This is a genomic window from Candidatus Polarisedimenticolaceae bacterium (genome assembly GCA_036376135.1).
Taxonomy (GTDB): domain Bacteria; phylum Acidobacteriota; class Polarisedimenticolia; order Polarisedimenticolales; family DASRJG01; genus DASVAW01.
On sequence record DASVAW010000132.1, the window covers coordinates 37,121 to 49,977 of the forward strand.

The 12,857-nt window shown below is 70.4% G+C and carries 11 protein-coding genes; 4 read left to right on the plus strand and 7 right to left on the minus strand.

Annotated features, from left to right (window positions below; translation table 11 throughout):
* Positions 1–8 precede the first annotated feature (8 nt).
* The 5 genes from VF139_13765 to VF139_13785 all read right to left on the minus strand — a co-directional run bounded on the left by VF139_13765 (position 9) and on the right by VF139_13785 (position 4,839).
* Positions 9–245 (minus strand): hypothetical protein, encoded by a 237-nt coding sequence (locus tag VF139_13765; GenBank protein HEX6852459.1) that lies wholly within the window; start codon positions 243–245, stop codon positions 9–11.
* A 31-nt stretch (positions 246–276) separates the two neighbouring features.
* Positions 277–978 (minus strand): hypothetical protein, encoded by a 702-nt coding sequence (locus VF139_13770; GenBank protein ID HEX6852460.1) that lies wholly within the window; start codon positions 976–978, stop codon positions 277–279.
* Between the two features lie 16 nt (positions 979–994).
* Complete coding sequence (gene fusA / locus VF139_13775; protein ID HEX6852461.1) at positions 995–3,082, minus strand: elongation factor G; 2,088 nt, start codon at positions 3,080–3,082, stop codon at positions 995–997.
* An 81-nt stretch (positions 3,083–3,163) separates the two neighbouring features.
* Complete coding sequence (locus tag VF139_13780; GenBank protein HEX6852462.1) at positions 3,164–4,279, minus strand: aminotransferase class V-fold PLP-dependent enzyme; 1,116 nt, start codon at positions 4,277–4,279, stop codon at positions 3,164–3,166.
* Positions 4,276–4,839 carry a DUF4126 domain-containing protein gene (locus VF139_13785; protein ID HEX6852463.1) on the minus strand — a complete coding sequence of 188 codons (564 nt, stop codon included), beginning with the start codon at positions 4,837–4,839 and terminating at the stop codon, positions 4,276–4,278. The genes VF139_13780 and VF139_13785 overlap by 4 nt, the downstream gene beginning before the upstream one ends.
* 46 nt (positions 4,840–4,885) lie before the next feature.
* Here VF139_13785 and VF139_13790 point away from each other — a divergent pair, with 46 nt between their 5' ends.
* Complete coding sequence (locus VF139_13790) at positions 4,886–7,582, plus strand: FAD-binding and (Fe-S)-binding domain-containing protein (protein ID HEX6852464.1); 2,697 nt, start codon at positions 4,886–4,888, stop codon at positions 7,580–7,582.
* Here the strand turns inward: VF139_13790 and VF139_13795 are convergent.
* Positions 7,579–8,652: a sulfite oxidase gene (locus VF139_13795; protein ID HEX6852465.1), complete on the minus strand. Its 1,074-nt coding sequence runs from the start codon at positions 8,650–8,652 to the stop codon at positions 7,579–7,581. The genes VF139_13790 and VF139_13795 overlap by 4 nt on opposite strands.
* A 4-nt stretch (positions 8,653–8,656) precedes the next feature.
* Positions 8,657–9,232, minus strand: a complete 576-nt coding sequence (locus tag VF139_13800; protein HEX6852466.1) for a cysteine dioxygenase family protein — start codon at positions 9,230–9,232, stop codon at positions 8,657–8,659.
* A gap of 152 nt (positions 9,233–9,384) precedes the next feature.
* Between VF139_13800 and VF139_13805 the strand changes: the two genes are divergently transcribed.
* The 3 genes from VF139_13805 (at position 9,385) to VF139_13815 (ending at position 12,815) form a co-directional block, all read left to right on the plus strand.
* Positions 9,385–11,433 (plus strand): aconitase family protein, encoded by a 2,049-nt coding sequence (locus VF139_13805; GenBank protein HEX6852467.1) that lies wholly within the window; start codon positions 9,385–9,387, stop codon positions 11,431–11,433.
* Positions 11,434–11,667: 234 nt separating this feature from the next.
* The gene (locus VF139_13810) at positions 11,668–12,327 is read left to right on the plus strand and encodes a hypothetical protein (protein ID HEX6852468.1); all 660 of its coding nucleotides are present in this window, start codon (positions 11,668–11,670) and stop codon (positions 12,325–12,327) included.
* A gap of 170 nt (positions 12,328–12,497) precedes the next feature.
* Positions 12,498–12,815 (plus strand): hypothetical protein, encoded by a 318-nt coding sequence (locus VF139_13815; protein ID HEX6852469.1) that lies wholly within the window; start codon positions 12,498–12,500, stop codon positions 12,813–12,815.
* Positions 12,816–12,857: the final 42 nt, after the last annotated feature.

Sequence of the window (12,857 nt, forward strand, 5' to 3'; positions counted from 1 at the left end):
CCGTCGCGTCAGGCCTCGGGCTCGGTTTCGTCCTCGACTTCGTCCTCGTCGGCGGGGGTGGGCTGCGGGCCGAGCACGATCCCGGCGAGATCGGGGTCCTCGACCTCGACCTCCGCGTCCGGTTCGGTCCCGTCCTCGGCCTTCTTCGCCTTCGCCTCGAGGCGGCGGGCCTGCTTTTCCTTCTGCCGCGCCTGGCGGGCGACTTCCTTCTGCCGCTTGAGGAAGCTCGACCGGGTCTTGCTCATCGGGTGGCCTCCCGTGGGTCGGTGCTGCGGGCTATTCCTTCACGAGCAGCATCGTGGTCGGGTCGAGCGCGAGGTGCACGTCCGAGACCTCGGGATTGTCGTGATCCTTGAGGAGCTTGAGGTGCACGGCCTTGCCGTCGTGCGCCATCGTCACGATGACGTCGAACTCGTCCTTGACCGCGGCGACCGGCGCCGGAACGCCCTTCTCGTCGCGCGGCGACTCGCGGTGCGTCGTCGCCGACATCCAGCACTCGGCCTTGAGGTCCTTCGCGATCGAGCGGATCTCGCCGAGCGTCGCCGGCGTCGCGTTGTCGAAGTCGAACCCCTCGACGATCAGCGCCGCGGGGACGAAGTCGAGGACGTCGCGGAGCATCTTGATGTGGTCGCGGAGCTTGTCGGTCGTGTAGGTCCCCGCGAGGTAGCACTTGATGTGGCGCTGCCGCTCCATCTCGCGACGCACGCGCGGAGCGTCCTCGAGCTTCGCGGAGTTGGCGAGATCCATGAAGACCTCGTCGTAGAACTCGCGCACGTGGTCGATCGTCTTGCCGATCGCGACGTGCAGGACCTTCCGGCCGCGGAACAGGTCGTCGAGGGCGACCCCGACCAGGAACGCCGACTTCCCGATGCCGTGGCGGGCGACCACCACCCCGAGGTTCCCGGGTCCGAGGCCGCCGTGGATCGACTGCTCGAAGATGCGCAGGGCGCTGCGCTCGGCCAGCTCGTTGAGATGCATCGTCGTTCTCTCCTGCCTACTCTTCGTCTTCGACCTTGCCGGTGCCGTACTTCTTGATCAGTTCCGCCTCGACTTCCTTCGGGACCGGGGAGTACCGCGCGAACTCCATCGTGTACTCCGCCTTCCCCTGCGAGGACGACCGCAGGTCGGTCGAGTAGCCGAACATCTCGGCGAGGGGAACGTCCGCCTCGACGCGCACGAAGCCCTCGGCCTCGGTCGTCCCGACGATCACCCCGCGCCGCTGCATCACGGTGCGGACGAAAGCGCCCTGGAACTCCGTCGGGCCCTCGATCGCGACCTTCATGATCGGCTCGAGGATCGTCGGCTTCGCACGATCGTAGACCTCGCGGAAGGCGCCGCGCGCGGCGGCCTGGAAGGCGTTGTCCGAGGAGTCGACCGCGTGGGCGGCGCCGTCGTTGATGACGACGCGGAAGCCGGTGACGGGAAAGCCGATCAGGCGGCCCTTCTTCATCATCGACTTGAAGCCCTTCTCGACCGAAGGGATGTACTCGCGGGGAATCGAGCCGCCGAAGATCTCGTCGACGAACTCGAAGTCCCCCTCGGCCATCGGCTCGACGTACCCGGCGACGCGGCCGTACTGGCCGGAGCCACCCGTCTGTTTCTTGTGGGTGTAGTTGAATTCCGCCCTGCGGGTCGCGGCCTCGCGGTAGGCGACCTGCGGCGCGCCGGTCTCGACCTCGGCGCCGTATTCGCGCTTCATGCGCTCGACGTAGACGTCGAGGTGCAGCTCGCCCATTCCCGAGATGACCGTCTCGCCGGACTCCTCGTCGACGCGCGAGTGGAAAGTCGGGTCCTCCTTCACGAAGCGGTTGAGCGCCTTCGCGACGTTGGCCTGGGCCTTCTTGTCCTTGGGCTTGATCGTGAGGTGGATGACCGGCGCGGGGACGTGCATCGAGGTCATCGCGAAGCGGATCTTCGGGTCGCAGAAGGTGTCGCCCGAGGCGCAGTCGATCCCGAACAACGCGACGATGTCCCCCGAGTGCGAGGACTCGATGTCCTCCATCTCGTCGGAGTGCATGCGGATCAGCCGGCCGACGCGGACTTCCTTGTCGGTGCGCGCGTTGAGGATCGAGTCGCCGCGCTTGAGCACGCCCTGGTACACGCGGATGTACGTCAGCTGGCCGAAACGCGTCTCGTCCAGCTTGAACGCGAGGCCGACGAAAGGCAGCCCCGGATCGGACTTCAGGACGACCCGCTCCTCGTTCTTCTCGAGGTCGAGGGCCTCGTTCACGACCTCGGTCGGGTCCGGGAGGAAGTGGGTCACGGCGTCGAGCAGCGGCTGCACGCCCTTGTTCTTGTAGGCGGAGCCGCAGAAGACCGGCACGATCTCGCGGGCGATCGTCGCCTTGCGCACGGCGTCGCGGATCATCTCGGGGGTGGCCTTGTCCTCGAGGGCGGCCTCCATCAGCTCGTCCGAGAAAAGCGACACCGCGTCGAGCAGCTCGGCGCGGCGGGACTCGGCCTCGTCGCGCAGCTCCGCGGGGATCTCCTCGGCGCGGATCCTCTCGCCGTTGTCCCCGTCGAAGTACAGGGCCTTCATCTCGATCAGGTCGACGACGCCCTGGAAGGCGGCCTCGGCGCCGATCGGGATCTGGAGCATCACCGCGTTCTGCTTGAGTTTCTCGCGGAGCTGCTCGGTCACCTTGAAGGGGTTCGCCCCCGAGCGGTCCATCTTGTTCACGAACGCCAGGCGCGGCACGTTGTACCGGCGCATCTGGCGGTCGACGGTCATCGTCTGCGACTGCACGCCCGCGACGGAGTCGAGGACGAGGATCGCGCCGTCGAGCACCCTCAGGGAGCGCTCGACCTCGATCGTGAAGTCGACGTGACCCGGAGTGTCGATGATGTTGATGTGGTGGCTCTTCCACGTCACGTGGGTCGCGGCGGACTGGATCGTGATGCCGCGCTCGCGCTCGAGGTCCATCGAGTCCATCTTCGCGCCCACGCCGTCCTTGCCCTTGACGTCGTGGATGACGCGGATGCGCTGGGTGTAGAAGAGGATGCGCTCGGTGAGCGTCGTCTTCCCCGAGTCGATGTGCGCGCTGATGCCGATGTTGCGTACGTGTCGGAGGTCGCTGATCACGGGAAAACCCTCGATAAGGCGATGCTGCCGGACGAACGAAGCATCCTAGCAGACCGCTACAACCCCAAGCGAATCCGAGGGTTACGGCTTCGCGGCCAGCCCGCGCCGGACGGCGTCCACCGTTCGATCGAGCATCTCCGGCCGCGTCGCCGCGTACCCCATGTGCCCGACCCGGAAGTACCGGGTGCGGATCGCGGGGTGCAGCCCGCCCGCCACGATCACCCCCTCCCGAAGGATGCGCCCGACGAGCGCGGCGTCGACGCCGTCGGGGAACCACAACGCGCTCAGCGTCCAGGCCAGAAGCTCCCGCCGGACCGGGACCGGCCGGAGACCCAGGTCGTCCCATGCACGCCGCATGCGCTCGGCCGCCCGCTCGTGCGCCGCGAACCGCTCCTCGATCCCCCCGGCGAGCATTTCGCCGAGGCCGGTGTCCAGCGCCATCACGAGATTCGTCGCCGGGGTGGCGAAATACGACGGCCTGCGTGCCTCGTAGGCCTGCATGATCGGCCGCCACTGGAGCCAGTCGAGGCTCATCGGCGGCGCCGCCGCGAGCCCCTCCCGGGCGGCGAGCGCCCGCTCGGATGCGACGAGCAGCGCGAGCCCCGGCGGAAGCCCGATCGCCTTCTGGGAGGCGGTGAGGTAGACGTCCGCCCCCCAGGCCTCCATCTCGAACCGCTCCGCCCCGGTCGCGCACACGCCGTCGAAGACCGACAGCACCTCGCGCGCGCGGGCGAGGGCGGCGAGCGGCGCGGGGTCGACGCGCACCCCGGTCGACGTGTCGACGTGGGTCGCGAACAGGGCCTTCGCCTTCGGCCCGGCGTCGAGGCGCTCCGCGACCGCCTCGGGGGACGGCGCGTCGCCCGGCTCCGCGTCGATCGCGTCGATCGTCGCCCCGAGTCGCCGGAGCATCTCCTCCATCCGGTCCGAGAAGTACCCGGTCTTCACGACGACCACGCGATCGCCGCGGCCGACGAGGTTGGCGGCGGCCATGTCCATCGCCGTCGTCCCCGACCCGGCGACCACGAACGGCTGCGCGGAGCCGCCGGCGAGCCACACGCGGCGCATCCGCTCGAGCGCGCTCCCGAACGCCTCGACGACGCGCGCCTCGAGGTGCCCCGGCGGAGGCTGCGAGAACGCCTCGAGAACCGCGGGGGAGATCTCGATCGGTCCCGGGATCATGAGGAGGGGACGGCTCAAGCGCGGCTCCTCGCTCGCCTGGCGCGGAACACGAGCAGGAAGATCCCGGCGAAGATGCCGATCACGAACAAGGCGAGCAGGGGGACGAGAACGGCGAGCAGCGTCATGAGTAGGGACCCTCCCAGTTCGAGCGTGGAGACCAGCGGGTTCGCGATCCCCGCGGTCGTGAACAACGAGAGCTTGCGCGTTCCGACCGTCAGGGCCTGGACCGCCCCCGCCGTGCCGCCCCCGGCGATCGCCGCGAGGGTCCAGCGCAGCCACGGATCGACGTCGGTGAGGACCGACGCCGAGGCGATCACGCCCGCCGCGACCGCCATCGGGCTCGCGGCCGCGTCGAGCAGGTGGTCGAGCCACGGGACGTAATAGGCGCCGATCTCGAGGATCGTCGCGACGGCGAGCGCGAGGAGCGCGGCGTCGTTCGCGACCCAGCCGAACGTCGGCGCGATCTCGAGGTAGCCGCCGCGGGCGGCCAGCCCGAGACCGAGCAGCGGCAGAAAGACGCGGAATCCGCACGCGGCGGAGAGACCGATCCCGACGCAAACGCTCAGGAGCGTGTCCATGGAAAGGACTGTACCGCATGTGGCAGCGAACGCTACGCTGTCGCGCGTGGAACTCCGACTGAGCCTCGAAGCGCTCCTCGCCCCCGATCGCGTCCTCACGCGCCCGCTCGACCTCGCGGTCTACGCCACCGATGCGAGCCTCTACCGCATCCCGCCCTCGGCCGTCGTGCGCCCGAAGGACGTGGAGGAGATCCGCGGCCTGTTCGCCTTCGCGCGCCGGCAGAAGATCCCGCTCACCTTTCGCGCCGCCGGCACGAGCCTCTCGGGGCAGGCGCTCGGCACGGGAATCGTCGTCGACGTCTCGCGTCACTGGCGCCGCCTGGACGTCCTCGACGACGGCCGGCGGATCCGCGTGGCGCCGGGGGTGATCGGCGGGTTCGCGAACCGGGCGCTCGCCCGGTACGGAACCAAGCTCGGACCCGATCCCGCTTCCATCGACGCGTGCATGATCGGCGGCATCGTCGCAAACAACTCGTCGGGGATGTGCTGCGGGATCGAGCGCAACGCCTATCGCACCCTCGAGTCGCTGCAATTCGTGCTCCCCTCGGGGTCCGTGGTGGACAGCGGCCTCCCCCACGCCGGCGAGCGCCTGCGGGAGTCGGAGCCGGCGATCTGGAACGGGCTCGCCCGGCTGCGCGATCGGGTGCGCGGCGACGCCCCCCTCGCCGCGAAGATCGCGAGAAAATACCGCCTCAAGAACACGATGGGGTACCAGCTCAACGCGTTCGTGGACTTCCACGACCCGCTCGACATCCTCTGGCACCTGGTCGTCGGCTCGGAAGGCACGCTCGCGTTCGTCGCGGAGGCGACCTTCCGGACCGTTCCCGACCTCCCCCACAAGGCGACGGGGCTCCAGTTCTACGAAACCGTCCACGCGGCCTGCCGCGCGATCGAGCCGCTCCGGGAGTCCGGGGCCGCGGCGCTCGAGCTGATGGACCGCGCCTCCCTCCGCGCGGTCGAGGGGAGGCCGGGCGTTCCGGCGTCCGTCTCGCAGCTCGGGAACGACGCCGCGGCGATCCTGGTCGAATACCAGGCGGCGGACGCCGCGGAGCTGGATTCGGTGTCGGCCTCGCTCACACGCGACGCCGCCGAGCAGGGCGCGTTGTGGACGGTCCGGAAGGGGATCATCCCCTCCGTCGGCGCGCGCCGGCGCCGCGGCACCACGCTCGTGACCGAGGACGTCGTGTTCCCTCCCGAGCATCTCGCCGACGGCGTGCTCGGGCTGCAGGAGCTCTTCCGGAAGCACCGCTACGAGGACGCCGTCGTCTTCGGCCACGCGAAGGACGGGAACCTCCACTTCCTGCTCGCGCAGGGAATGGATGCCGACGGCGCCCGTCAGCTGGAGTCCTTCACGGCCGACCTCGCCGACCTCGTGATCGTGCGTCACGCGGGCGCGCTGAAGGCCGAGCACGGGACCGGGCGGAACATGGCCCCGTTCGTCGAGACCGAATGGGGAGCCGACGCCTACGCGGTCATGCGCGAGGTGAAGCGGCTGATCGACCCGGACGGGATCCTCAACCCGGGCGTGCTCCTCAACGACGACCGCCGCGTGCACGTCTCCTCGCTCAAGACGCTTCCCCCGATCGAGGAGGAGGCCGACGCATGCATCGAGTGCGGGTTCTGCGAGCCGCGCTGCCCGAGCCGAGACCTCACCCTCTCGCCGCGGCACCGGATCCTCGTGCGGCGCGAACGCGCGCGCCTGCTCGAGGACGGCCTCGAGGACCAGGCCGTCGCGCTCGAGTCGGAGTCGGCGTACGACGTGCTCGACACCTGCGCGACCGACGGGTTGTGCGCGACCGCCTGCCCGGTCGCGATCGACACCGGCAAGCTCGTGAAACGGCTTCGAGCCGAGGGGCACGGCCCGATCGCGCGGACGACCGCAGCCGCGCTGGCGTCGGGCTTCCGCGTGGTCGAGCCCGCGGCGCGAATGGCCTTGCGACTCGGGCGTTCCGCCGCCTCCACCTTCGGCGACGCCGCGATCTCCGGGGCGACCTCCGCGCTGGGATTTCCGGAGTGGCTTCCCGATTCGCCCCCACCGGCGCCGCCGCTCCCGCGGACCACGCGCGAGGGGGCGGCCGCCGTGTACGTCCCGTCGTGCGTCAGCCGCATCGCCGGGGACGGCGAGCAGGAGTCCCTCGCGGCGACGATCGTGGCCGTCGCCGCGCGCGCTGGGATCGCGGTCTGGATCCCCGGCGACGTCGCCGGGAGCTGTTGCGGGATGCCGTTCGCATCGAAGGGATTCCCCCGCGAGGCGGCGGCGCTCGAACGCGCGTCCCACGCACGGATCGATCGCTGGACCCAAGGGGGGAAGCTCCCGGCCTTCACCGACACGAGCCCCTGCGCCCACCAATGGGGCGGCTCGGTCCTCGACGGCATCGCCTTCGCGCACGACGTGGTCCTGCCGCGACTGCCGATCCGGCGCCGCCTGCCGTCGGTGGCGCTGCACGCCGTCTGCTCGGCGCAAAAGCTCGGGCTCGACGCGAAGTTCCGCGCGATCGCGAGCGCGTGTGCGAGGAACGTGTTCGTTCCGCCCAGCGCCGGTTGCTGCGGCTTCGCCGGGGATCGCGGGTACCTGCACCCCGAGTTGACCGCCTCCGCGACCGCGGAGGAAGCGCGCGAGCTCGCCCACCGCGAGTTCGACGGCTACTACGCGACCAGCCGAACGTGCGAGATCGGCCTCGAGCGCGCGACCGGATGGCCGTGGCGTTCGATCTGGCGACTGCTGGACGCGGCCTCGCGCTAGGTTGCGAGGACCGCGACCCGGTACCACGCGTTGTTCTGGTACCCCTTCGCGTTCCAGATTCCCGCGGGATGCTCCGGCTGCCCGGACCCTGCGTCGTCCCACGCGCGGGCGACGATCGTCCCCGCACCCGGCGCGAGGCGCACGCCGGCGCGGAAGCGCGTCCACGACCACCTCGAGGCGCGACGCTCCAGCGTCGCCTCCACCCAGCTTCCGCCCGCGTCGCCGGAGATCTCGACGCGCGCGATCGTGCGTCCTCCGCCCACGAGCGCGACCCCCGAAACTTCGACGCGCCCCGCAGCGAGTTCCGCGTCGGGCGACGGCGACGTCACGATCGCGTTGACGGGGAACGCGCCGAGCATCGGCCCCGCCTCCGCGCCCGGTGCCGCGTCCGCAGGCAGCAGCCGGTAGGCCCTGCGCTGGAAGTAGTTGTCGCTCGGCTGCGCCTGAACGCGGATCCGCGAGAGCCACTTGACGCTGCGCGCGCCGATGTACCCCGGCACGAGGGCCCGCAGCGGAGCGCCGTGCACCGCCTCCAGGGGCGCGCCGTTCATCCGGTCGGCGAGGAGCACCTCGCCCCCGACCGCCTTCTCGAGGGGGATCGACCCTCCGAAGCCGAAGGTGTCCCCGTGCCGCTCGCAGAGGTCGAGCCCTTCGAAGGCGACGTGCGCGGCGCCGTCGCGCAACCCCGCGACCGCGAGCACGTCCGCGAGCGCGAAACCGCTCCAGGCCGCATTGCTCGCCGCCTCCGGGCCCCACGGGAGCTCGCCGGGGGTCGGCGCGACGGCCATCAGCTCGAGGCGTCGGTTTCCCGCGCAAGGCAACACCGCCTCGACGTCGCGTCGAGGAAGTCGCGCGAGGTCGTCGAGCGAGAGCACGAGCTCGCGGTCGACGAGCCCCTCCACGACGAGTCGGAACGCGGCGCGATCGATGTCGGGAACGTCGGCGTGGTTGCGCACGTAGAAAAGCGGCGTCGGCGTGACGGCCTGCGCACCGAGGAGATCGAGCGGCGCGCCGCCGTTGAACGGAGCCTCGGAGCGCACCACGAACCGCGGGTGTTTTCCGAACCTCAAGCGCTCACCAGGGGTCGTAGCACAGGGTCCGTTCCCGTCGGGACCACGTGCCGTCGGCTTCGCGCGTGTAACACGCGCACTTGAGCAGCTCGGGACCGTACACGTGCAGCGTGAGCGCGGGCGCGTCGGCGGACGCGTTCCCGTAGACGTGGTGCTCGAACGGAGGGAAGATCGCGCCGGTGTCCCCGATGCGCGTCAGCTCGCGCGCCTGCGGCTCGAATCGCCACGAGCCGTCGCGCGAGTCGAGCACGCGATACGGCTCGGAGAACGTCGCCCCCGAGAGCACCCCCTCGACGCACCAGGAGCCGTCGTGGTCGTGCACGGGCGCGAACTGCCCCGGCCCCCATGCCATCGCCACGATCGAGAACCGGCCCTCGGGATCCCGGTGGATGAGGCGGCGCGCGTAGCGATCGGGGAAGGCGCGCGAGGCGGACGGCGGCAGGGTGACCCGCGCACCGGCGATGCGGGCGGCGAGCGCCTCGCGCACCGCGGAGGCGATGGCGGCGGGATCGCCGGCGTCGAGACATCGCCCGACGGCTTCGGCGAATCCGGACAGCGGGTTCGGGGCCGGTTCCGGCATGACGCCGGAACGTACACGGAGGAACGGCTCCGGGGAAGTCGAAAAGTGGTCGAAGGTCGGGTTCCGGGACCGCCGCGCGGGGCTCTCTTATACTGCTCGGCCGGCCCCACCCGAAGCTCGATCCGGGGCCGCCGCGCTCAGGGGGAACCACGGTGCCGAAACCGCTCCACACGATCCAGCCCGCCCGCCTTCGCCCGGGGACCACGCGCGACACGCTCCCCGCGCCGCGCCCTTCCGACCTCGCCGGCACGCAGGCGGGCCACGTCCTCCGCGGGACGGCGCTCATCTTCTGGGACCCGAAGCGCCCCGGGAGAAAGCTCGACGCGATCGACACCGACCAGATCACTCCGGCCGCCGACTGCGTGTCGGAGAGCCTCGAGACTCTCGACGAACGCTGGAAGGCCGGATCGTTCCGGCACCTCATGCCCGACTTCCGCAAGCGCGTGCACGCCGGCCAGACGTTCGTGATCGCGGGGGAGCGCTTCGCCATCGGCTCCTCGCGCGAGATGAGCCCCGCGGGGCTCAAGGGGGTCGCCGAGGAGGCCGGCCTCGAACTGGTGATCGTCTGCTCCCACAACATGGGAGACATCTTTCGGCGCAACAGCTTCAACCTCGGCCTGCACGTCGTGCAATGCCCCGAGGCGGTCGAGGACGCCCGCGACGGCGACGTCCTGACCTTCGACACCGCCTCCCGCGAGCTGGCCAACGAGACGCAGGGGAAACGTTACCTCCCCGTGCCGCTCACGCCGAAGGAGGACGAGATCCGCCGCTCCGGCGGGATCTTCGCGATCGGCCGCCGCGAGTTCCGCGACTCGGTGAAGCACGCGCCGCGGATCGTGTGGCCCGACCCCGAAATCGCCCGGCGCCTCACCACCTCGGAGCAGATCCTCTGGGCGCACCGCGTGGACAAGGACGCCGAGGTCAAGGCGGGAACCACCGTACGCGTGTACGCGGACCTCCTGCCCGCCAGCGACGGCACCGCCCCGTTCGCGATCCACACCTTCAACCAGATCACCGGAGGGACCTCGATCTTCCCGAGGCAGGCGGCGATCGCGAACGATCACTTCGTCTTCACCGGCGTCGACTCCGACGAGAAGCAGACCTCGATCGGTCGCGCGTTCGCGGCCGCGCAGGGGATGGAGAAACCGTATTACGCGACCCCCGGGGACGGCATCTTCCACTTCTATTTCCCCGAGCAGGGGCTCGTCGTCCCGGGGATGATGATCCCCGGCGCCGACTCGCATTCGCGCGCCTACGGCGCCTACGGCGCGATCGGCATCGGCGTCGGCTCGACGACGCTGGGATTCGGCTGGTCGACCGGGCACATCTACACGACGGTCGCCAAGCCGCGGCGCGTGGTTTTCACCGGCGCGCTGCAGCCCTGGGTCACCGGGAAGGACCTCGTCCTCGAGCTGCTGCGCCGCTGGGGGGCGAAGCAGTCCGAGGGGATGAGCGTCGAATTCGTGGACGCGAAGGGACAGCTCCCGATCGCCTACCGCAACACCATCTGCAACATGATGGCCGAGGCGGAGAGCTGGAACGGGATCTTCGCCCCCGACGAGATCACGTACTCGTGGTTCCGCGCGAAGGGGATGGCCGACCTCCCTTACCCGCCGATCGCCCCGGGAGCGGACGTCGCGTGGGCGATCGACGAGACACTCGCGCTCGACGGCGTCGTCACGATGATCGCGAAGCCGTTCAGCCCGGGGAACGCCTTCCCCGCGGAGGAGGTCGCGAGGGAGAAGCTCACCTTCGACAAGGCGATGATCGGCTCGTGCACGAACGGCGGGTACGACGACCTGCTGTCCGCGGCGCTGGTGATCCGCGCCGCGCGGCAGTCGGGAGCGAAGAAGACGGCGACGGAGCTCGTGGTTTTCCCCGGCTCCGGCGGGGTGAAGCATCAGATCGAGCGCCCCGACGCGCGCCTGGGCGGCGAGAGCATCGCCGAGGTCTTCCGGTCGGTGGGAGGGGCGATCCGCCAGAGCTGGTGCGGCCCGTGTTTCGGCCAGGGACCCGACGCCCTCAGGCCGGGCCAACGCGCGATCACGTCATTCAACCGGAATTGGCAGAACCGCATGGGAGTGGGCGGCGAGGGGTACCTCGCGAGCCCCTCGGTCGTGGCCGCCAGCGCGATCCTGGGCTACATGGCCCCCCCGAGCGAGCTCGGGTTGTCCTGGGAGGCGGAGCGCTTCTCGGTCTGAGTCTCGTGAGCGGCGGCGCCGATCCGTAATGGGGATGTACCCATCGCGCGAATCCGGCACTAGAAAACGTCGAATTCTCGACAATCCCGCGCGGCGCGGCTTTCGCATGCTACGACCGCGGAAGTCACCAGAAACATGGGGGACCGCAACACCATGAGTAAGAAATTCTCGATCGCAGTCACTTTCGCCGTCGCCGCGATGCTCACTCTTTCCGGGTGCAGCTCATCCGACAACGTGACGGACCCCTCCGCCGGCCAGTCCACGACGGCCGTGGAGGTCTCCGCGGCCCGGGCAGCGGCCGGGGCTCCGGTGGCCGACCTCGGCGGCGACCTTGCTGCCGGCCTCATCCTCCAGGGCGGTGCGGGCCTCGGGACCTGCGAGGCGACGTTCGACCTCGGGAACGGGATCACCGGGACCTGTTCCGAGTCCCCGGAGGGGACCTTCAACTTCGCCTTCTCCGGCACCACGAACGTCGGCGGCCGCAGCACGACGGTCGACGGCACGATGGTGGCGACGTCGGGAGCGACCGGGGTCACGATCGACCTCGACGCCACCGCCACGTGGTCCGGCGGCTCCGCCACCGTGGCGGTGAACGGCACGATCACCCCCGGTTCCGGCGGCGGCCTCGGAACGGTGGCGCTGACGGTGCAGGTGACGGTCGACCAGACCGGCCGGTCGGCGGTGAGCGGGACCTTCCTCCTCACGCCGAACGGGATGTCGTTCTCGGCGTCGAACGGCGGCGTCCTCGTCGGCGTCGCCTTCAACCGCGAAACCATGACCGGAACCGCCACGGTCGGCGGCGTCGTGGTCGCCAACATCTCGGTGCAGAACGGCTGCGCGGTCATCGACTTCGTCGACCCGACCTCGGAAGACCGGACGGTCTGCCCGGACTGAGTCCCCCCTCGCCCACGGCGCGGCGGCCGAGTCCGCCGCGCCGTGGGTTCCTCTCCAGAGCCCCCGCACGCCGTGATGACTGGGGGTCTGCCTACCAGTACTGGTCGCTTCCGACGGTCGGTTCGATCACCTCGGGCGGCAAGACCTTCGAGGTCCGCACGCAGCTCAACGTGGCCGTCGACTACTGCTCGCCGCAGTCGTTCTGCCAATTCGGCACCGGCGACTCGACGACGCAATGGTCCGGCGGCTCGCTTGCGTGGCGCGGGTCCGGCTCCGCCGTGCTCGGCGGCGGGGGGCCTGCGACGAACTTGGGGCTCAATATCTCCACCGGCGAAGCGTACGGGTACGTCACTTCGGACGCTTTCATCCTGAGGGACTTCGAGGACATCGGGTTCACGACCCGCATCGAGAGGGGGACGGGTGCCGGGTCGATCTCGCACGGCTCGACGCTCCTCGCACGGCGGCGACGCGCACGCGCCGTGGTTTGACCCCTCAAGCCCGCGAAGCTCGTTAGTCCGTCAGGAGGTCCC

Bases quoted from the DNA above. Each gene is read 5' to 3' on its own strand.
- VF139_13765 (HEX6852459.1), bottom strand. From the start codon at position 245: ATGAGCAAGACCCGGTCGAGCTTCCTCAAGCGGCAGAAGGAAGTCGCC.
- VF139_13770 (HEX6852460.1), bottom strand. From the start codon at position 978: ATGCATCTCAACGAGCTGGCCGAGCGCAGCGCCCTGCGCATCTTCGAG.
- VF139_13785 (HEX6852463.1), bottom strand. From the start codon at position 4,839: ATGGACACGCTCCTGAGCGTTTGCGTCGGGATCGGTCTCTCCGCCGCG.
- VF139_13800 (HEX6852466.1), bottom strand. From the start codon at position 9,232: ATGCCGGAACCGGCCCCGAACCCGCTGTCCGGATTCGCCGAAGCCGTC.